The organism is Stenotrophomonas sp. 99219_Sma, assembly GCF_056480785.1.
Map to the genome: position 1 here is coordinate 1 of NZ_CM151117.1, position 20,505 is coordinate 20,505.

The following is a 20,505-nucleotide window of genomic DNA, read 5'->3' on the forward strand; positions in this document are numbered from 1 at the left end:
ATGGATGCCTGGTCCCGTAGTCTCGAGCGCCTCGAAGCGGAGTTCCCGCCGGAAGACGTTCATACCTGGTTGAAGCCGCTGCAGGCCGATCTGCGCGTGGACAGCCTGGTGCTGTATGCACCGAATGCCTTCATCGTCGACCAGGTCCGCGAGCTGTACCTGGCCCGGATCCGCGAACTGCTGGCCCATTTCGCCGGTTTCAGCGACGTTTTTCTTGAAATCGGCTCGCGCCCGCGTCCCGTGGAGGCGCAGAACGCGCCCGTTTCCACGCCGTCGGCGCATGTGTCCAGCGAACCGCAGGTGCCGTTTGCCGGCAACCTGGACAATCACTACACGTTCGCCAACTTCGTCGAAGGCCGCAGCAACCAGCTGGGCCTGGCCGCCGCCTTCCAGGCAGCGCAGAAGCCGGGCGACCGCGCGCACAACCCGCTGCTGCTGTACGGAGGCACGGGCCTGGGCAAGACCCACCTGATGTTCGCCGCCGGCAATGCCATGCGCCAGGCCAATCCGGGTGCGAAGGTGCTGTACCTGCGTTCGGAACAGTTCTTCAGCGCGATGATCCGGGCTCTGCAGGAAAAGACCATGGATCAGTTCAAGCGCCAGTTCCAGCAGGTGGACGCGCTGCTGATCGATGACATCCAGTTCTTCGCCGGCAAGGACCGCACCCAGGAAGAGTTCTTCCATACCTTCAACGCGTTGTTCGATGGCAAGCAGCAGATCATCCTGACCTGCGACCGCTATCCGCGCGAGGTCGAAGGCCTGGAAGCACGCCTGAAGTCGCGGCTTGCCTGGGGCCTGTCGGTCGCGATCGAACCGCCGGACTTCGAGACCCGCGCTGCGATCGTGCTGGCCAAGGCACGCGAACGCGGTGCAGAGATTCCCGATGATGTTGCGTTCCTGATCGCCAAGAAGATGCGCTCCAACGTGCGCGACCTCGAAGGTGCGCTCAATACCCTGACCGCCCGCGCCAATTTCACCGGCCGCGCGATCACCACCGAATTCGCCCAGGAAACCCTGCGCGACCTGCTGCGCGCCCAGCAGCAGGCGATCAGCATTCCCAACATCCAGAAAACCGTTGCCGACTACTACGGCCTGCAGATCAAGGATCTGCTGTCGAAGCGTCGGACCCGCTCGCTGGCCCGCCCCCGCCAGGTCGCCATGGCCCTGACCAAGGAACTGACCGAGCACAGCCTGCCCGAGATCGGCGACGCCTTTGCCGGTCGCGACCACACCACGGTGCTGCATGCCTGCCGCCAGATCCGGACCCTGATGGAAACCGACGGCAAGCTCCGCGAGGACTGGGACAAGCTGATCCGGAAGCTGAGCGAATGATGCACGGATGCCGATGAGGCGTCATCGCACAAAACGGTGCAGAATCCGGTAGCAAGCGCGGGACACGTTGTGGATAAACATGGCGTCTGAAATCGCGTCGAATTTATCCACAGCTTTCCCCACCCCCTTGGGGTCGGTAATACAGAGGGTTTCGAGGTCTGAAATTCTTTTATTTACAAAGACTTAGCGTTGTTTTCCAGCGATTCTGTCTCTACCAGCACCACCAAGCTTTTGATTTATTCCACATTTTTTAAAGCATAGGGGCACGGAACCACATGCGTTTCACACTGCAGCGCGAAGCCTTTCTCAAGCCGTTGGCACAGGTCGTCAACGTGGTCGAACGCCGCCAGACCCTTCCGGTTCTGGCCAATTTCCTGGTCCAGGTGCAGAACGGCCAGCTGTCGCTGACCGGTACCGACCTGGAAGTGGAGATGGTGTCGCGGATCGCGGTTGAAGATGCCCAGGACGGCGAAACCACCATCCCCGCCCGCAAACTGTTCGAGATCATCCGCGCCCTGCCCGACGGCAGCCGGATCACGGTCTCGCAGACCGGTGACAAGATCACCGTGCAGGCCGGCCGCAGCCGCTTCACCCTGGCCACCCTGCCCTCCAACGACTTCCCGTCGGTTGACGAAGTGGAAGCCACCGAGCGCGTGGCCATCGGCGAAGCGACCCTGAAGGAACTGATCGAACGCACCGCGTTCGCGATGGCCCAGCAGGACGTGCGCTACTACCTCAACGGTCTGCTGTTCGATCTGCGCGGCGATGCGCTGCGTACCGTCGCCACCGACGGCCACCGCCTGGCGCTGTGTGAAACCGACCTGGCCAAGCCCAGTGGTTCCAAGCGCCAGATCATCGTGCCGCGCAAGGGCGTGACCGAACTGCAGCGCCTGCTGGAGAGCGGCGATCGCGAGATCGAGCTGGAAGTCGGCCGCAGCCACGTCCGCGTCAAGCGCGACGATGTCACCTTCACCTCGAAGCTGATCGACGGCCGTTTCCCGGATTACGAAGCAGTGATTCCGATCGGTGCCGACCGCGAAGTGAAGGTTGATCGCGAAGCACTGCGTGCCTCGCTGCAGCGTGCCGCAATCCTGTCCAACGAGAAGTACCGCGGCATTCGCGTGGAAGTCTCGCCGGGCAACCTGAAGATCAGCGCGCACAACCCGGAACAGGAAGAAGCCCAGGAAGAGATCGAAGCCGACACCACGGTCAGCGATCTGGCCATCGGCTTCAACGTGAACTACCTGCTGGATGCCCTGTCTGCCCTGCGCGACGAGGAAGTCATCATCCAGCTGCGCGACTCCAACTCCTCGGCGCTGGTGCGTGAATCCAGCAGCGAGAAGTCGCGCCATGTGGTGATGCCGCTGCGTCTCTGACGGCAGCCTGTTCCACGTGGAACCGAACGACGCCCGGGATCTTCCCGGGCGTTTTTTTTTGCAGGTTCCACGTGGAGCATCGCGATGGCCGGATCTCCAGGTGTGGGTGAATGCCTTCCTTGAGATTGCTGGTTGCCGATTGATCCTGGCTGCCCTTCCGATGCAATCGGTGCTGAGCGATTGGAATCCAGGTTGTGAGCTTGGGCGCAGTCCAGCCGCTCTCGATCGAGTATGCCGTTCCGGGTCTTCAGCCTGATGCACGTTCCCCGAACTTGCCGGAGGGGTGAAGCAGATCGTGGGTCGCAACGCTGCGGTTGCTTCATCTGCAGACGCCACTGTCCACAGGTCTCGTTGGGGTCGGATCGGGGCCGGCCTAGCTTCTAAATCTGGGTATAAATCTAAAGCATGGTGGTGATGGTAGGCCCAGATTTCGTGGAGAAATGCATTATCTATTTGATTTTTAAGAGATTTATGCACCTGAAACCCCCTGTATAGAGGCCCCTCAGGCTGGGGGGGAACCTGTGGATAGTTTCGCAGGCCGGGCAAAAGGGCTTTTTTATCCACAGTTTGCCCATACCTTGTGTATAAGTCATACAGACCTGCTGTGGACAGCGTGAAACGGCGGGCTCGAATTCCTTGAAATCTGTGGAACCCTCCAGGGCATCGCATCGTAGATTTCAAGAAATCTGCGCGGTGTTCGCGCAAACCACCGTCGGGGCACCTGGCGATGCTCGCGGAATGAGGCTGAAATCGCTGAAATCTGAGGGCCGGTACCCTGCGCCGCCGCTCAGAATTCAAGGATTCCCGGGCGTATCCAGACCCAGGCGAGCCCAGGTGAGGGAGCGCCACCACGTGGAACACGCGTAGGGTTGCCAGGCGGAGGCTTCAGCACAGTGGCGATGTCTGGCGCGGCACGGCTGGCTTGACCGATGCAGTAAGCTGATGGATTCCCTGCCCCTCTACCGCCTTGTGCGGATGGTCTTTCGCGCCCCATGCAGATCCGCCGCCTCGCCTTGCATCAACTGCGTCGTTTCAGTGCGGTGGACCTGTCGCCCCAGCCGGGATTGAACCTGCTGACCGGCGACAACGGTGCCGGCAAGACCAGCGTGCTCGAAGCCCTGCACTTGATGGCCTATGGCCGCAGCTTCCGTGGCCGGGTGCGCGACGGTCTGGTACGCCAGGGCCAGGAAGCGCTGGAAATCTTCGTGGAATGGGACGAACAGCGTGCCCATCACCCGCCCCACCGCCGAAAAGCCGGCCTGCGCCACAGTGGTCAGGACTGGAAGGGGCGACTGGACGGCGAGGATGTCGCACAGCTGGGTAATCTCTGCGCAGCGCTGGCCGTGGTGACGTTCGAGCCCGGGAGCCATGCACTGGTCAGTGGTGGTGGTGAACCCCGCCGCCGCTTCCTCGATTGGGGCTTGTTCCACGTGGAACCGGATTTTCTGTCCCTGTGGCGTCGCTACTCCCGGGCGCTGAAGCAGCGCAATGCCCTGCTCAAGCAGGGCGGGCCGTCGCGGATGCTCGATACCTGGGATCACGAGCTGGCCGAGGCAGGAGAACCACTGACCAGCCGCCGCCAGCACTACCTGGAGCGTCTGCAGCAGCGCACGGTCGCCTTGGCCGCCAGCCTCGCTCCACAGCTCGGTATCCAGGGATTGGAGCTGAGCCCCGGTTGGCGGCGGCACGAGCTTCCCTTGGCCGATGCCCTGCTTCTGGCCCGGGAACGTGACCGGCAGGCCGGGTATACCTCGGTGGGCCCGCACCGCGCGGACTGGAGTGTGGATTTCCACAGCATTCCAGGTCGTGATGCGCTGTCCCGCGGCCAGGCCAAGCTGACGGCGTTGGCGTGCCTGTTGGCACAGGCGGAGGACTATGCGGAACAGCGAGGCGAATGGCCGGTGATCGCATTGGACGATCTGGCCTCGGAGCTGGATCGCACCCATCAGGCGCGGGTACTGGAGCGCCTGCTCAATGGGCCGGCACAGATCTTCATCACCGCCACCGAAACCCCGGCGGCGCTGCAGGAACTGACCCACATCGCCCGGTTCCACGTGGAACATGCACAGATCGTGGCTGTGCCATAGTGGGCACACCAGGGCCGCTCGACCCCGGCTGGTATAATTCGGGTTGGAATCCTTTCATTCTCGGCGCATCGCCCCAAGCGGTGCCCGACCTGCGGAGCCTACGGCAAGCGCAATGAGCGACGAACAGAACACCCCGGCAAACAACGGCAATTACGACGCCAACAGCATTACCGCCCTGGAAGGCCTGGAGGCTGTCCGCAAGCGTCCCGGCATGTACATCGGCGACGTGCATGACGGCACCGGTCTGCACCACATGGTGTTCGAGGTCGTCGACAACTCGATCGACGAAGCGTTGGCCGGCCACGCCGACCACGTTGCAGTGACGATCCACGCCGACGGCTCGGTCTCGGTGTCCGACAACGGCCGTGGTATTCCGACCGGCAAGCACGAGCAGATGAGCGCCAAGCTCGGTCGCGAAGTGTCTGCGGCCGAAGTGGTCATGACCGTCCTGCACGCAGGCGGCAAGTTCGACGACAACAGCTACAAGGTTTCGGGCGGCCTGCACGGCGTCGGCGTCAGCGTGGTCAACGCGCTGTCGCAGAAGCTGCTGGTGGACGTGTTCCAGAATGGCTCCCACTACCAGCAGGAATTCAGCAACGGCGCAGCCGTGACTGCGCTGGCCAAGCTGGAAGCCACCACCAAGCGCGGTACCACCGTGCGCTTCTGGCCGTCGACCGTCGCCTTCCACGACAACGTGGAATTCCACTACGACATCCTGGCCCGCCGCCTGCGCGAGCTGTCGTTCCTGAACTCCGGCGTCAAGATCGTCCTTGCCGACGAGCGTGGCGACGGCCGTCGCGATGACTTCCACTACGAAGGCGGCATCCGCAGCTTCGTGGAGCATCTGGCCCAGCTGAAGACCCCGCTGCACCCGAACGTCATTTCAGTCACCGGCGAGCACAACGGCATCGTCGTGGACGTGGCGCTGCAGTGGACCGACTCCTACCAGGAGACGATGTACTGCTTCACCAACAACATTCCGCAGAAGGACGGCGGTACCCACCTGGCCGGTTTCCGCGGTGCGCTGACCCGTGTGCTCAACAACTACATCGAGCAGAACGGCATCGCCAAGCAGGCCAAGATCAACCTGACCGGCGATGACATGCGCGAAGGCATGATCGCAGTGCTGTCGGTGAAGGTGCCGGACCCGAGCTTCTCCAGCCAGACCAAGGAAAAGCTGGTCAGCTCCGACGTGCGCCCGGCGGTGGAAAACGCCTTCGGTGCGCGCCTGGAAGAGTTCCTGCAGGAAAACCCGAACGAAGCCAAGGCGATCGCCGGCAAGATCGTCGATGCCGCACGTGCACGTGAAGCCGCGCGCAAGGCCCGCGACCTGACCCGCCGCAAGGGCGCGCTGGACATCGCTGGCCTGCCGGGCAAGCTGGCCGACTGCCAGGAAAAGGATCCGGCGCTGTCCGAACTGTTCATCGTCGAGGGTGACTCGGCAGGTGGTTCGGCCAAGCAGGGCCGCAACCGCAAGAACCAGGCGGTGCTGCCGCTGCGCGGCAAGATCCTCAACGTGGAACGCGCGCGTTTCGACCGCATGCTGTCCTCCGACCAGGTGGGTACGCTGATCACCGCGCTGGGCACCGGCATCGGCCGTGACGAGTACAACCCGGACAAGCTGCGTTACCACAAGATCATCATCATGACCGACGCCGACGTCGACGGTGCCCACATCCGCACCCTGCTGCTGACGTTCTTCTACCGTCAGATGCCGGAGCTGATCGAGCGCGGTTACGTCTACATCGGCCTGCCGCCGCTGTACAAGATCAAGCAGGGCAAGCAGGAGCTGTACCTGAAGGACGACCCGGCGCTGGACAGCTACCTGGCCAGCAGCGCAGTGGAAAATGCTGCACTGGTGCCGGCCACCGGCGAGCCCGGCATCGAAGGCCTGGCGCTGGAGAAGCTGCTGCTGGCCTACGCGGCGGCGCTGGATTCGATCGAGCGCAACGCACACCGCTACGACCGCAACCTGCTTGAAGCGCTGGTCGACTTCGTCCCGATGGACCTGGAAAGCCTGCGCGCTGCCGGCGAAGGCGAGGGCCTGGATGCACTGGCCAAGCGTCTCAACCAGGGCAGCCTGGGCAGCCCGCGTTTCACGCTGGAACTGCAGGACGCCAACGATGAGCGCCCGGCCGCTGTGCTGGTGACCCGTCGCCACATGGGCGAACAGCACATCCAGGTGCTGCCGATGTCGGCCTTCGAGAGCGGCGAACTGCGCGCGATCCACCAGGCATCGAAGCTGCTGCACGGTCTGGTCCGCGAAGGCGCGACCATTTCCCGCGGTGCCAAGTCGATCGAAGTCGACAGCTTTGCCAAGGCACAGAACTGGCTGCTCGAGGAGGCCAAGCGCGGCCGCCAGATCCAGCGATTCAAGGGTCTGGGTGAAATGAATCCGGAGCAGTTGTGGGACACCACGGTGAATCCGGAAACCCGTCGACTGCTGCAGGTGCGCATCGAAGATGCTGTCGCTGCCGACCAGATTTTCAGCACGCTGATGGGCGATGTCGTCGAACCGCGTCGCGACTTCATCGAAGACAACGCGCTGAAAGTCGCAAACCTGGATATCTGACACAATCGGGACACGGCCGGTGCGCGGGGAGGCGCGCCGGCCTTCGACTCTTGAACGCAGGTACCTGATGTCCGCATCCGCCCCGGTTTCCGCTCCGCCCCCGGTTCCGCCGGCTTCTGCCGCGCCGCGTGCCGTTTCGCCGTTGGCGGGGTTTTTCATCGACCTGGGTATCGCCGCTGTCACCCTGTTCGGCCTGAGCCTGATCAGCGGCCTGCTATGGGGCCTGTACCGTGGCGTGGTGGTCGGTTACGCGAACGCGCAGGCCGGCGCTGGTGCCCCCGACGCCAGTTCGGTAGCGGCGTCACTGGGCCAGCCGGGCGCGCTTGCGCAGATTCTCATGGCGCTGTTTGCCACCGGCGGCGCCGCGCTGCTGCTGTACTTCTGGCGACGGCCGGCCAATGCCGCCGAGCGCCACGCGTCGCGCCAGGCGCTGCGCCGTCCCTCCACCTGGGGCTGGACCCTGCTGGTGGCGACCCTGATCGTGCTCGGCAGCAATGGCATCGCCTTCCTGGCCAAGCAGTTCGGCATCGAGCCGGTTCCCACCAATCTGGCGCTGATGCAGAGTGCGATCGCGCGCTTCCCGTTGTTCCTGGTGCTGTTCGCGGTGGTACTGGCACCGGCCTACGAGGAGCTGCTGTTCCGCCGCGTGCTGTTTGGCCGCCTGTGGAAGGCCGGACGCCCGTGGCTGGGCGTGGTACTGAGCAGCCTTGCTTTCGCCCTGATCCATGAAATCCCTGGCACCAGTGCCAACGGCCCGGCCGAGATCGCGCAGCTGTGGCTGGTCTATGGCGGCATGGGTGCCGCGTTCTGCTGGCTGTACCAGCGCACCGGAACGCTCTGGGCCGCGATCACCGCGCACGCGCTGAACAACGGCGTGGCGCTTGCCGCGCTTGTGTTCTTCGGGGCAACGTAACGCCGTGTCCGCTTGACGAAAGATTAAGCCGCTACGCTACACACTGCGCATATGAACACGGGGGTGGATCCATGAAACAACTGCTGCTGGCCCTTGTCATCACCACCCTGGTCAGCGCCTGCGCGACCACGACCTCTCCTACCGGCCGTCGGCAGATGGTGGGCGGGGTGTCGCAGGCGCAGCTGGACCAGCTCGGCGCACAGGCGTTCGCCGAAACCAAGCAGAAGGAAAAGATCAGCACCGACGGCCGCCAGAACGGTTACGTGCAGTGCGTGGTCAACGCCCTGGTCGCGCAGCTACCGCCTCAATACCGTGGCGTACGGTGGGAGACGGCCGTGTTCGTCGACAAGGAGCCCAACGCCTTCGCCCTGCCCGGTGGCAAGGTCGGCGTGAACACCGGCATCTTCACCGTCGCCAAGAACCAGGATCAGCTGGCTGCCGTAATCGGCCATGAAATCGGCCACGTCATCGCCCGCCACCACGAAGAGCGCATCACCCGGCAGATGGGTGCGCAGACCGGGCTGGCCGTGCTCGGTGCGCTGGCCGGCGCGGCCTACGGAGAAGGCGCTGCCAGCACCGTCAACCAGCTCGGGGGCATGGGCGCGCAGACCGCCTTCCTGCTGCCCGGTTCACGGACCCAGGAAAGCGAGGCCGACGTGATCGGCCAGCGACTGATGGCCCAGGCCGGTTTCAACCCGGCGCAGGCGGTCGATCTGTGGCAGAACATGATGGCCGCCAGTGGCGGCCGCAGCCCGCAATGGCTGTCCACCCACCCCGATCCAGCCAACCGTATCCAGGAACTGCGACGCGATGCACCGGCACTGACGCCGGTCTATCAGCAGGCGCAGGCGGCCGGGCTGCGGCCAAAGTGCGGATGAGTGCGCAGTTCTATGCTGTATTGCAGCACATAAAACGATTTCTCACGCCATCTGTTTCTGATACGTTTGGCGGCTCAGATTTTTCTGACAGTCCGACTTTGCCGCTATCCGGCGGTTCGATCGAGGTGAACGATGATTTTCCGTAACCACAAAGCTGTGCTTTCCGTCCTCGTCGCGACCGCCCTGACCGGCGCCGTGGTCACCGATGCCTTCGCGCAGTCCTCGCGTTCCTCCGAGCGTGGCAACCGCGGCGGCAAGCAGGCCAAGGCCGAAGCGCTGTACCCGAACGCGACCCGCGAGGAGCCGACCGTCAAGGCATCGGCCAAGCTGGGCAGCAAGCTGCAGAAGATGATCGACAGCTACAACAAGGAAAAGTTCCCGGAGACGCGCACGCAGGCCGACGCGATCCTGGCTGACAGCGCCGCGAACGAGTACGACAAGTCGCTGGCCGCGCAGCTGGCCTCGCAGGCCGCCTACCAGACCGACGACACCCCGGCTGCCGTGGCCTACCTGAAGCAGGTCCTGCAGTTCAACGGCCTGGACAACAACGGGCACTTCCAGTCGATGCTGATGCTGGGCCAGCTGCAGCTGCAGGAAGACCAGACCGCCGAAGGCCTGGCGACCCTGGACAAGTACTTCGCCGAGAGCAAGTCGACCAAGCCGGAAGAGCTGATCGCCAAGGGCCAGGCGCTGTACCAGCTGGAGCGCTACCAGGAAGCGATCCCGGTGCTGAAGCAGGCCATCGCCGGCGCCACCGAACCGAAGGACAACTGGAACCAGCTGCTGATGGCGGCCCTCTCCGAAGCCGGCCAGACCGGTGAAGCGGTGAAGGAAGCCGAGGCACTGGCCGCCAAGAACCCGAACGACAAGAAGGCCCAGCTGAACCTGGCCAGCATGTACATGCAGGCCGATCAGATGGAGAAGGCTGCCGCGGTGATGGACAAGCTGCGCAGCAGCGGCCAGCTCACCGAAGAGCGCGAGTACAAGCAGCTGTACTCGATCTATGCCAACACCGAACACAAGGAAAAGGACGTCATCGCGGTCATCAACGAAGGGTTGCAGAAGGGCATCCTGAAGCCGGATTACCAGGTCTACCTGGCGCTGGCCCAGTCCTACTACTACTCCGACCAGGTGCCGCAGGCGATCGATGCGTGGCAGAAGGCTGCCCCGCTGTCCAAGGACGGTGAGACCTACCTGAACCTGGCACGCGTCCTGCATGCCGAAGGTCGCATCCCGGAGGCCAAGCAGGCCGCCCAGCAGGCGCTGGCGAAGGGTGTGAAGAACCAGGCTGATGCCAAAAAAATCATCAACCTGAAGTAAGTAGGAATAACGCCTGAATGCCTGCACAGTTGATGCGCAGGCGCTCAGGATTGGTATAAGCTTGGAGGTTCCTGCGGTGTCATGCACCGCTGATCAGGGATTCCGCCCCCGGCATCCCGGCCCCACTATTGAGCTCTTGGCGCATGACGGAACAACTAGTCGTTCACCGGTACGAACAACCCGATGACAAGGGGCTGAGCTGGCCTCGCATCGTCGGCATCGCGTTTGTAATTGCCCTGCATCTGGCCGCGTTCATGATGCTCCTGATCCCCGCCGTGGCTCCCAAGGCCGTGGCTGAGAAGGAGCGCAACGTCATGGTGACGATCGTCGACGCCCCGCCGCCGCCGCCACCGCCGCCGCCGCCGCCGCCGCCGACGGATACTCCGCCGCCGCCGGTGAAGAACCTGTCGCCGCCGAAGCCGTCGCCGGTCCCGCCGCCGCCGCAGGCGCCGGTCGTGGACGTGCCGGAACCGCGCCCGAGCGATATCGTCACCCCGCCGTCGCCTCCGTCGCCGCCGGCTCCGCCGACCTCGATCGAGGCCAGCGTGGACATCTCGTCGAAGGCCATGAACCCGCCGCGCTACCCGCCGGCAGCCTTCCGCGCGGGTATCCAGGGCGAAGTGATCCTGATCATTGATGTCGATGCCAGCGGCAACGTCACCAATGTCACGGTGGAAAAGTCCAGCCGTAACCGCGACCTGGACCGTGCTGCGATGGAAGCAGCTCGCAAGTGGCGCTTCAACGCCGCTGAATCTGGCGGTAAGAAGGCGGCAGGTCGCGTTCGCGTCCCGGTCAACTTTGCGCTGAACTGATGCGTCCGGGTGGCCGCCTGGCCACCCCCGCTCCCAGTTCGATTGTTTAGCTTAGCTACACCCTTTATCACCACACACAACAAAGGTAAGCGTCATGCTGCAGGAAATTTTCATCGCCGCTGCTGCCGGGGGCAATCCGTCCAACGCCCTGTCGCAGATGGGCTTCGAGCACCTGATCCACGAAATGACCACCAAGCCGGGTGATTTCGCGGTTTCCTGGGTCGTGCTGCTGACCCTGGTCGTCATGTCGGCCATGTCCTGGTACTGGACCGTCATCAACATCTTCCGCGCCACCCGCCTGAAGAGCGCCGCTGATCGCGTCGTCAGCCTGTTCTGGGATACCCCGAACGCGCAGGACGCCATCCGTGCGATGGAAGAACAGCCGGCTTCCGAGCCGTTCTCCAAGATCGCCCTGGACGCTGCCCAGGCGGCTGCCCACCACCAGCGCGCTGAAGGCGGCGCCACCGGCGGCGTGGGTGAGAACCTGAGCCGTTCGGAGTTCGTCGACCGCGCTCTGCGTCAGGCCGTGACCCGCGAAAGCAACAAGCTGCAGTCGGGCATGACCCTGCTGGCCACCGTCGGCGCGACCGCTCCGTTCGTCGGTCTGCTGGGTACCGTGTGGGGCATCTACGGCGCGCTGATCAAGATCGGTGCCACCGGCTCCGCTTCGATCGACGCCGTTGCCGGCCCGGTGGGTGAAGCGCTGATCATGACCGCGATCGGTCTGTTCGTCGCGATCCCGGCCGTGTTCGCCTTCAACTTCTTCAGCAAGATCAACAGCGCGACCATCAGCAAGTTCGATACCTTCGCGCACGACCTGCACGACTTCTTCGCCACCGGTTCGCGCGTCCGCTAATTGCGACGCGCTGTACCCAGCGAGAACGTAGTCAACACGATCTAGACGGAGCCCGTTATGGCTTTCAGTAGTGGTAACAGCGGCGGCCCCATGGCCGACATCAACGTTACGCCCCTCGTGGACGTGATGCTGGTGCTGCTGATCATCTTCATCATCACGGCGCCCCTGATGTCCCACAAGGTCAAGGTGGATCTGCCGGAGGCCAACCTGGTCCAGAAGCCGGACGACACCAACGACCGCAAGGGCCCCATCACCCTGGCAGTCAAGGAAGATGGCTCGATCTACTGGAACGACGAAGAAATCAACAAGCAGACTCTCGAGTCGCGCTTGGCGACCGCCGCCCAGCAGACCCCGCAGCCGCCGTTGAACCTGCGTGGTGACCGCACCACCAAGATGCGTGTCATCAACGAGATGACCAAGATCGCGCAGGAACAGGGCATGCTGGACGTCGGCTTCGTCGCGACCAAAGAGAAGGGGCAGTAAGCCATGGCATTCAGTAGTGGTGGTGGCAAAGGCCCCATGGCAGACATCAACGTCACGCCCCTCGTGGACGTGATGCTGGTTCTGCTGATCATCTTCATCGTGACCGCGCCGATCATGACGTACCCGATCGCCGTGGACCTGCCGCAGCGCGTGCTCAACCCACCGCCGCAGCTGGTCGAACCGCCGCCGCCGATCGAACTCAAGATCGACGCCAGCAACCAGGTCTCGTGGAACAACAGCCCGATCAATGCGAGCGAGCTGCAGCAGCGGATGGAGAACGAGGTCCAGAAGGACCCGACCAACCAGCCGGAACTGCGCATCGATGCGAGCCCGGATTCCGAGTACGACGTGATGGCCAAGGTTCTGGCTGCCGCGAAGAACGCTCAGATGAAGAAGATCGGTTTTGTGCAGCAGTAACTGCTACACCGCAATACAACAGTCATGACGCGACTGCAGACGCCCCTGGAAACAGGGGCGTCTTTTTTTATGCCTGACGGTCTGGACCGTTATGATCGGCGGATGCTCGCCCTCTTCGACTCCCTGCGCCACTGGCTCGACGGCATCGCCCACCTTGGCACGATCCTGGCGGTCGCCTATCTGCTGTACCTGTTCGCGCTGGCGGGCTGGATCATGCTGCAGAAGCGCGAGCCGGTGGCCACGCTGAGCTGGATCCTGTCGCTGGCGCTGCTGCCCTACCTGGGTCTCTTCATCTACTACCTGCTGGGCCCGCAGAAGGTGAAGCGGCAGCGCCTGCGCCGTGGCCGTGCCCGCTCGGGCATGGAGCACTACAGCGATGTCTGCCCACCCGACGCCGACTGCACCGAGCTGGCCAAGGTCGCACAGGCCACGACCGGGCTCGCGCCGAGCAGCGCCACCGAAGTCACCTGGCTGGTGGATGGCGCGGCAACCTACGCGGCCCTGCTGGACGCCATCGCGCAGGCCCGCGATCACGTGCACCTGGAGTACTACATCTTCAACCCGGACCATGCCGGCACCGCGCTGCGCGACGCCCTGGTCGAGCGCGCCCGCGCGGGTGTGCAGGTGCGCCTGCTGCTCGACGCGGTGGGTTCGTCGGCCCTGCCCCGCCGCTTCCTGCAGCCGCTGCTCGACGCCGGTGGCGAAGCGATCTGGTTCCACCCACGGCAGCTGCTGAAGCCATTCAAGCGCCCGTGGTTGAACCTGCGTACCCACCGCAAGCTGGTGATCGTCGACGGCCGCCTCGCCTTCACCGGCGGCATCAACATCACCGACGACGAGGATGAAAGCCGCAGGGCGGATGCCTACCGCGACCTGCACATGCGCATCCGCGGCCACGTGGTGCGCAGCCTGCAGCTGGTGTTCGCCGAGGACTGGCTCTACGCCAGTGGACAGGATCCCTCGCGCATGGACATCGCGCGTCTGTGGCCAGCTGACATGCCGCTGCGCGGCGATGGTGCGATCAACGCCCAGGTGCTGGTCTCCGGCCCGGACTCGGGCTGGGAAACGATCCATCGCCTGCATGTGGCGGCGATCCAGGAAGCGCACGAGCGCGTCTGGCTGGTCACGCCCTACTTCGTGCCGGGCGAAGCGGCGCGGATGGCACTGACCTCGGCCGCGCTGGGCGGGCTGGACGTGCGCCTGCTGGTGCCGAAGATGAGCGATTCCTGGTTCGTCACCCAGGCCGCCCGCTCCTACTTCGACGAGCTGCTGCATGCCGGGGTGAAGATCTACGAGTACGGCCCACGCATGCTGCATACCAAGGCCTTCATCGCCGATGACGACGTCTGCATCGTCGGCAGTGCCAACTTCGATCACCGCAGCTTCCGGCTGAACTTCGAGCTGTCGATGATGATCAGCGACCGTGACCGGGTGGCTGCGCTGGCCGAACTGCTGCAGGGCGAATTCGACCGTTCCGCGCGGGTGCACGACCAGGCCGGTCGTTCGCTGTGGCTGCACCGCCTGCCCGAGGCCTTCGCCCGGCTGGCCTCGCCGCTGCTCTGACGCAGCGCTACACTGCGCCGATCATCCGGGGAGCCCGACTATGTACTGGTTGTACCTGCTGCTGGCGCTGGGCTGTTTCGCCTTCGCGCTGAAGACCCCCAGCCCCGGGCTGATGACCCTGTGCCTGCTGGCCGCCCTCGCCTTCCTGCTGGCCTGGGTACGCGGCCGCTATGTGGCCCGTTTCGGTGATCCACAGCGCGATCCGTCCACACTGGTCGATGCCGAAGAACTGCGCCGCCTGCGCGAACAGGCCCAGGCCCGCCGCGGTGACGACCCCAACGATCACGATCCATCCCCTCTTTCCAAGTAGTTTCGTTCCATGACCCAGCTCAGCGTCAACGTCAACAAGATCGCCGTCCTGCGCAATTCGCGCGGCGGTGCCGAACCGGACGTGGTACGCGCCGCCCAGGCCTGCCTGGATGCCGGCGCGCACGGCATCACCGTGCATCCGCGACCGGACCGTCGCCACATCACCGCCGAGGACGTGCTGGCCCTGTCCACGCTGACCCGTGCGCGTGGGGTGGAGTTCAACATCGAAGGCAATCCGTTCGCACCGCCGCGCGAGGGTTATCCGGGGCTGCTGCCGCTGTGTGCACAGACCCGTCCGGCGCAGGCTACCCTGGTGCCTGACAGCGACGGCCAGATCACCTCCGATCATGGTTTCGACTTCGAGCGGGATGCCGAACGACTGCGCCCGCTGATTGCCGAACTGAAAGCGATGGGTTGCCGGGTCAGCCTGTTCGTCGATGCCGGCAACCCGTTGCTGGAGCAGGCGGCCGAAGTGGGTGCGGACCGCATCGAGCTGTATACCGGGCCCTATGCGGAGGCGCATGCGGCTGGTGATGCTGACGCGATGCTGGCGCTGTTCGCCACTGCCGCACGCCGTGCACAGGCCGTTGGCCTGGGCGTGAACGCCGGCCACGATCTGTCGCAGGACAACCTGCGCGATTTCCTGGCCAACGTGCCGGACGTGCTGGAGGTGTCGATCGGCCACGCGCTGATCGGTGAGGCGCTGTACGACGGGCTGGACGCCACGGTGCGCGGGTACCTGGCGCTGCTCTGACCCCTCCCCTGTAGCATCGAGCCCTGCTCGACTTCGGTCTTGGGCCACCTTGGGTGGGAGTCGAGCACGGCTCGACTCTACGGGGGCGCTGAACCCTTCAGGCGGCCGTCGCAGCCACTGAGACGGCCGCGACGTACCCTGCCGCAATGGGTATTGCGATCAAGGGCCGAGGTTCCACGTCCCACCTTGCCGGGCGCTTTGAAAGCACTGTCAGCGAGGCGGTGGACGACGGCTGGGCGGTCGACGAGAGCGAGGAGTTCCTTGCCCCTCGCCTGCGTACCGAAGTGCGTGCCGAGACCGCGCGCAGCATCATCAGCCGCAACACCTCGCCGGACGTCGGCTTCAGCCAGTCGGTCAATCCGTATCGCGGCTGCGAGCATGGATGCTCATACTGCTTTGCACGCCCCTCGCATGCCTATCTGAACCTGTCGCCGGGCCTGGATTTCGAAACCAAGCTGTTCGCCAAGACCAATGCGCCGCAGCTGCTGCGCAAGGAGCTGTCGAAGCCGGGCTACGTGCCGCAGCCGATCGCGCTGGGCATCAACACCGACGCGTATCAGCCGATCGAGCGCAAGTTCAAACTCACCCGCCAACTGATCGAAGTGATGCTGGAGACCAAGCATCCTTTCTCGCTGATCACCAAGAACGCACTGGTCGAGCGCGATATCGACCTGCTTGCACCGCTGGCGGCGGAGAACCTGGTCAGCGTGCATTTCTCGGTGACCTCGCTGGACCCGCACCTCTCCGCGAAGCTGGAGCCACGCGCGTCTGCACCGCATGCGCGGCTGCGCGCGATGAAGCGCCTGCATGAAGCCGGTATTCCGGTGGGCGTGATGGTGGCGCCGGTGATTCCGTGGATCAACGACAGCGAACTGGAAGCCGTGCTGGAGGCTGCACACGATGCCGGTGCCAGCACCGCCGGTTATGTGCTGCTGCGCCTGCCGCTGGAAGTGGCACCGCTGTTCCGCGAGTGGCTGGACACCCATCATCCAGATCGCGCCGCACATGTGATGAGTACCATCCAGCAGCTGCGCGGCGGCAAGGACTACGACAGCCAGTTCGGCACGCGCATGCGGGGCCAGGGCGTGTATGCCGATCTGTTGAACAACCGCTTCAAGCTGGCGCGCAAACGTCTGGGCTTCAATGCGCAGAACAGCCATTGGCCGAAGCTGGATTGCAGCCGGTTCCAGAAGCCGCTGCCGCCGAAGAAGGATTCGCCGCAGGGTTCGTTGTTCTGAGTAGAGTCGAGCTTGCTCGACTGGAGACGGAAAAGCAGTCGAGCAAGCTCGACTCTACCCTCCAAACAACTTCTGCGCACTCTGGAACAGGATCCAGCTGGTCGCGATGAACTTGTCCCCACCCTGCGGCCGGTTGCCACGATGCGTGTGGGTGAACGCAGTCGGCGCAATCAGCAGGCTGCCGGTGCGCGGCGCGATCTTCCGCCCCTGGAACAGGAACTCGGTTTCGCCCTCTTCGAAGTCGTCGTTGAGGTACAGCGTCCACAGCACGTGCCGGTGCAGGGTCTCGGCCTGCGCATCCTTCGGGTACAGCTCGCAATGCCAGTACGGGTAGCCGCCCTCGCCTGCCGCATACCACTGCAGGTTGATCGCACCCGGGCGCAGGCAGGTGCGGGCCAGATCGGCCAGCTGCTGCTGCGGCATGTCGGGGAAGTCCTCGGCAGACAGGCGTCGCGGTTGGCCGTTGCTGTCCTGGATCTGCAACATCAGCGGCGCAATCAACGCCTGTGGATAACGGCGTAGATAAGTCAGCAGGCCGTTGAACACCGCGATCTGCAGCTGCTGATCGACATCCTGCCAGCCGTCCAGGCCACTGATGCGCAGATCCTTGCTGTGCTTGAGTTCCGGGAACACGCCACTGCCCACCGCACCGGGCTGCAGGCCACGCGTAGCGCGCAGGCGCTCAACGATGGCCGCGCAGACCTCGCTGGGGACGGCGTTGTGGATGACTTCGATGAAATCGACCGGGCCCTGCTCGTGCATGCGTGCATTCCTTAGGCGGCAACGGCTTGATGGTGCCGTTTGCCGCCCTCGGTGTCACCCCACGGTCATGTCATCGAACTGCCATGACCGCTGTCAGGCGATAGGCCGTCAGCCCTGCGCGTCGTCGTGTGCGTGGTGGTAGCGCACGGCTTCAGCCACTTCCTCGCGCGAACCCAGGAACACCGGCACGCGCTGGTGCAGCTGGTCGGGCTGGATGTCGAGGATGCGCTCGCGGCCGGTCCAGGCAGCGCCACCGGCCTGTTCGACCAGCAGGCCCATCGGGTTGGCTTCGTACATCAGGCGCAGCTTGCCGGCCTTGGACGGATCCTTCTTGTCCCACGGGTAGATGAAGATGCCGCCGCGGGTCAGGATGCGATGCACGTCGGCGACCATGCTGGCGATCCAGCGCATGTTGAAGTTCTTGCCGCGCGCGCCTTCCTTGCCCGCCAGCAGATCACCGACATAGGCCTGCATCGGCGCTTCCCAGTGACGCTGGTTGGACATGTTGATGGCGAATTCCTGGGTGGCCGCCGGAATCTGCATGTTCTCGGTGGTCAGCACGAACTCGCCCTTCTCGCGGTCCAGGGTGAAGGCATGGGTACCGTGGCCGACGGTCAGCACCAGCTGGGTGCTGGGCCCGTAGATGCAGTAGCCGGCGGCAATCTGCTTGCTGCCCGGCTGCAGGAAGGCGTCATCGCCCGGCAGTTCGACGTTGGTCGGGCAGCGCAGCACCGAGAAGATGGTGCCGACGGAGACGTTGACGTCGATGTTGGAGCTGCCATCGAGGGGATCGAACAGCAGCAGGAAATCGCCGCGCGGATAGATGTCCGGCACCGGCTGGCTGTGGTCCATTTCCTCCGAGGCGCAGGCGGCGAGGTGGCCGCCCCAGGCGTTGGCTTCGAGCAGGATCTCGTTGCTGATCACATCCAGCTTCTTCTGCGCTTCCCCCTGCACGTTGCCGGTACCGGCGTCGCCGAGCACGCCACCGAGGGCGCCCTTGCTGACGGCGATGGAGATGCTGGTGCAGGCGCGGGCGACGACCGCGATCAGCTGGCGCAGGTCGGCATTGATGCGGCCGGCGTGCTGTTCCTGGATCAGGAAGCGGGTCAACGAAGTACGGGACATGAGCGGGCAGGTCTCGGCAGCGGGAAAACGCCTATTGTCGCCCGTATGGCGGGGCCGTGCGTGAGCGCGGGAAGGCGTAATCGTTTCCAGATGCGTTGCGCTGTCGGCGCACTCCTTCATGGAGGCGCAGGGCGAGGCACACCGTGACCAGGACACGCCGTAAACCCCCCTCCGGGGTCCGGCCCAGCCGCTGGCGGCAGGGCGTTCGGGCGCTTGCGAAGCAGTGCTTCGCAGGCAAAGCGCCCTCACCCATGGGGGCTCGATCGGCGCATCCATGCGCCTCACGGTCCTGGCCACGGTGTGCCTCGCCCTGCGCTTCAGGGTTCGCCGCGAGCGCGGAGAGTGTGGCAAAGGCAAAGCAGGAGCAAAAACAAAGGCGCCTTTCGGCGCCTTTGTCTTCAAACCACTGGAGCACTGTTTCAGCCCTTGGCCACAGTGGCCACGGCCTTGGCGACGTATTCCAGGTTGTTCTGGTTCAGCGCGGCCACGCAGATGCGGCCGGTGCCGACGGCGTAGATGCCGAACTCGTCGCGCAGACGCTCGACCTGCTCACGGCTCAGGCCGGAGTAGGAGAACATGCCGGCCTGTTCGTTGATGAAGCCGAACTGCGGGGCACCGGCAGCGGCCAGCTTCTCCACCAGGCCCTGGCGCAGGGCGTGGATGCGCTCGCGCATCTCGGTCAGCTCCTGCTCCCACATCGCGCGCAGTTCCGGGTTGGTCAGCACGCCGGCCACCAGCGCGGCACCGTGGGTGGACGGGCTGGAGTAGATGGTGCGGATCACGCGCTTGACCTGCGACTGCACGGCCTTGGCGTCAGCGGCGGTCGGCGCCACCATCGACAGCGCACCCACGCGCTCGCCGTACAGCGAGAACGACTTGGAGTACGAGTTGGCGACGATGAAGCTGTCGATGCCGGCTTCGGCGATGATGCGCACGGCGGCGCCGTCCTGCTCGATGCCCTTGTCGAAGCCCTGGTAGGCCATGTCGATGAAGGGGAACAGCTGCTTCTCCTTCAGCAGCTGCGCGACCTGCTTCCACTGGGTGACCGTGAGGTCGGCGCCGGTGGGGTTATGGCAGCAGGCGTGCAGCAGCACCACGGTGCCGGCGTCCAGCTTGCCCAGGTCGGCCAGCAGGCCGTCGAAGTTGACGCCATGGGTGGTCGGGTCGAAGTAGGTGTAGTCCACCACTTCGAAGCCGGCCGCGCTGAACACGGCGCGGTGGTTCTCCCAGCTCGGGTTGCTCAGCGCAACGGTGGCGTGCGGCAGCAGCTTCTTCAGCACGTCGGCGCCGACGCGCAGCGCACCGCTGCCACCGACGGTCTGTGCGGTGGTGACGCGGCCGGCGGCCAGCAGCGGCGAATCCTTGCCGAACACCAGCTCGCGCGTGGCCTGCGTATACGCCGGCAGGCCATCGATCGGCAGGTAGCCGCGCGGTTTGGCTTCAGCGGCGAGCTGCTGCTCGATCTGCTTGACGGCGCGCAGCAGCGGAATGCGGCCGCTCTCGTCGTAGTAGATGCCCACACCCAGGTTGACCTTGGTCGGGCGGCTGTCGGCGTTGTACGCCTCGGTCAGGCCCAGGATCGGGTCGCCTGGGACCAGTTCCACGTTTGCAAAGAAGGACACGGCGGTACTCGTTCGGTAGACGGAAAGGGGGAGGAATTGCGCCACGCGGTCTGCGGCTTTTCGGCCGGAAACAGCCCATCGTAACA

Annotated in this window: 18 protein-coding genes; 15 read left to right on the forward strand and 3 right to left on the reverse strand. The window is 64.5% G+C overall.

The genetic code is table 11. The features are described 5' to 3' along the window. The 15 genes from dnaA (at position 1) to ACZK13_RS00075 (ending at position 16,910) form a co-directional block, all read left to right on the forward strand. A complete protein-coding gene (dnaA, locus tag ACZK13_RS00005; protein ID WP_005411730.1) occupies positions 1 to 1,332 on the forward strand; it encodes a chromosomal replication initiator protein DnaA in 1,332 nt (443 codons plus the stop codon). Positions 1,333 to 1,607: 275 nt separating this feature from the next. Continuing rightward, on the forward strand, positions 1,608 to 2,708 hold the full coding sequence (gene dnaN, locus ACZK13_RS00010) for a DNA polymerase III subunit beta (protein ID WP_005411731.1): 1,101 nt from the start codon (positions 1,608 to 1,610) through the stop codon (positions 2,706 to 2,708). A gap of 992 nt (positions 2,709 to 3,700) precedes the next feature. Further along, positions 3,701 to 4,795: a DNA replication/repair protein RecF gene (gene recF, locus ACZK13_RS00015; RefSeq protein ID WP_032128507.1), complete on the forward strand. Its 1,095-nt coding sequence runs from the start codon at positions 3,701 to 3,703 to the stop codon at positions 4,793 to 4,795. Positions 4,796 to 4,907: 112 nt separating this feature from the next. Then, complete coding sequence (gene gyrB / locus ACZK13_RS00020; protein ID WP_032128508.1) at positions 4,908 to 7,367, forward strand: DNA topoisomerase (ATP-hydrolyzing) subunit B; 2,460 nt, start codon at positions 4,908 to 4,910, stop codon at positions 7,365 to 7,367. Between the two features lie 67 nt (positions 7,368 to 7,434). Further along, the gene (locus ACZK13_RS00025; protein ID WP_049399023.1) at positions 7,435 to 8,280 is read left to right on the forward strand and encodes a CPBP family intramembrane glutamic endopeptidase; all 846 of its coding nucleotides are present in this window, start codon (positions 7,435 to 7,437) and stop codon (positions 8,278 to 8,280) included. 71 nt (positions 8,281 to 8,351) lie between these two features. After that, complete coding sequence (locus tag ACZK13_RS00030) at positions 8,352 to 9,158, forward strand: M48 family metallopeptidase (RefSeq protein WP_010487422.1); 807 nt, start codon at positions 8,352 to 8,354, stop codon at positions 9,156 to 9,158. 132 nt (positions 9,159 to 9,290) lie between these two features. Further along, the gene (locus ACZK13_RS00035) at positions 9,291 to 10,478 is read left to right on the forward strand and encodes a tetratricopeptide repeat protein (protein ID WP_253143497.1); all 1,188 of its coding nucleotides are present in this window, start codon (positions 9,291 to 9,293) and stop codon (positions 10,476 to 10,478) included. A gap of 143 nt (positions 10,479 to 10,621) precedes the next feature. Then, positions 10,622 to 11,290 carry an energy transducer TonB gene (locus ACZK13_RS00040; RefSeq protein ID WP_049399022.1) on the forward strand — a complete coding sequence of 223 codons (669 nt, stop codon included), beginning with the start codon at positions 10,622 to 10,624 and terminating at the stop codon, positions 11,288 to 11,290. Between the two features lie 94 nt (positions 11,291 to 11,384). Then, positions 11,385 to 12,146: a TonB-system energizer ExbB gene (gene exbB, locus ACZK13_RS00045; protein ID WP_004132614.1), complete on the forward strand. Its 762-nt coding sequence runs from the start codon at positions 11,385 to 11,387 to the stop codon at positions 12,144 to 12,146. Between the two features lie 57 nt (positions 12,147 to 12,203). Beyond that, the gene (locus ACZK13_RS00050) at positions 12,204 to 12,629 is read left to right on the forward strand and encodes an ExbD/TolR family protein (RefSeq protein WP_012509603.1); all 426 of its coding nucleotides are present in this window, start codon (positions 12,204 to 12,206) and stop codon (positions 12,627 to 12,629) included. A 3-nt stretch (positions 12,630 to 12,632) separates the two neighbouring features. Then, positions 12,633 to 13,046 carry an ExbD/TolR family protein gene (locus ACZK13_RS00055; protein WP_032129281.1) on the forward strand — a complete coding sequence of 138 codons (414 nt, stop codon included), beginning with the start codon at positions 12,633 to 12,635 and terminating at the stop codon, positions 13,044 to 13,046. A gap of 102 nt (positions 13,047 to 13,148) precedes the next feature. Then, positions 13,149 to 14,609 (forward strand): cardiolipin synthase, encoded by a 1,461-nt coding sequence (gene cls, locus ACZK13_RS00060; RefSeq protein WP_253143498.1) that lies wholly within the window; start codon positions 13,149 to 13,151, stop codon positions 14,607 to 14,609. A gap of 40 nt (positions 14,610 to 14,649) precedes the next feature. Further along, entirely contained in the window at positions 14,650 to 14,919 is a 270-nt protein-coding gene (locus ACZK13_RS00065; protein WP_032129280.1) for a hypothetical protein, read from the forward strand. Positions 14,920 to 14,928: 9 nt separating this feature from the next. Further along, positions 14,929 to 15,672 carry a pyridoxine 5'-phosphate synthase gene (locus ACZK13_RS00070; protein WP_121504965.1) on the forward strand — a complete coding sequence of 248 codons (744 nt, stop codon included), beginning with the start codon at positions 14,929 to 14,931 and terminating at the stop codon, positions 15,670 to 15,672. Positions 15,673 to 15,818: 146 nt separating this feature from the next. Continuing rightward, a complete protein-coding gene (locus tag ACZK13_RS00075) occupies positions 15,819 to 16,910 on the forward strand; it encodes a PA0069 family radical SAM protein (protein ID WP_253143499.1) in 1,092 nt (363 codons plus the stop codon). Between the two features lie 54 nt (positions 16,911 to 16,964). Here the strand turns inward: ACZK13_RS00075 and ACZK13_RS00080 are convergent, their stop codons facing one another. From ACZK13_RS00080 to ACZK13_RS00090, 3 genes are all read right to left on the reverse strand, one after another. After that, entirely contained in the window at positions 16,965 to 17,672 is a 708-nt protein-coding gene (locus tag ACZK13_RS00080; RefSeq protein WP_065724008.1) for a 2OG-Fe(II) oxygenase, read from the reverse strand. A 108-nt stretch (positions 17,673 to 17,780) separates the two neighbouring features. Then, a complete protein-coding gene (locus ACZK13_RS00085) occupies positions 17,781 to 18,797 on the reverse strand; it encodes a class 1 fructose-bisphosphatase (RefSeq protein ID WP_014035428.1) in 1,017 nt (338 codons plus the stop codon). Between the two features lie 419 nt (positions 18,798 to 19,216). After that, positions 19,217 to 20,419, reverse strand: a complete 1,203-nt coding sequence (locus ACZK13_RS00090; RefSeq protein WP_088022996.1) for an amino acid aminotransferase — start codon at positions 20,417 to 20,419, stop codon at positions 19,217 to 19,219. Positions 20,420 to 20,505 lie beyond the last annotated feature (86 nt).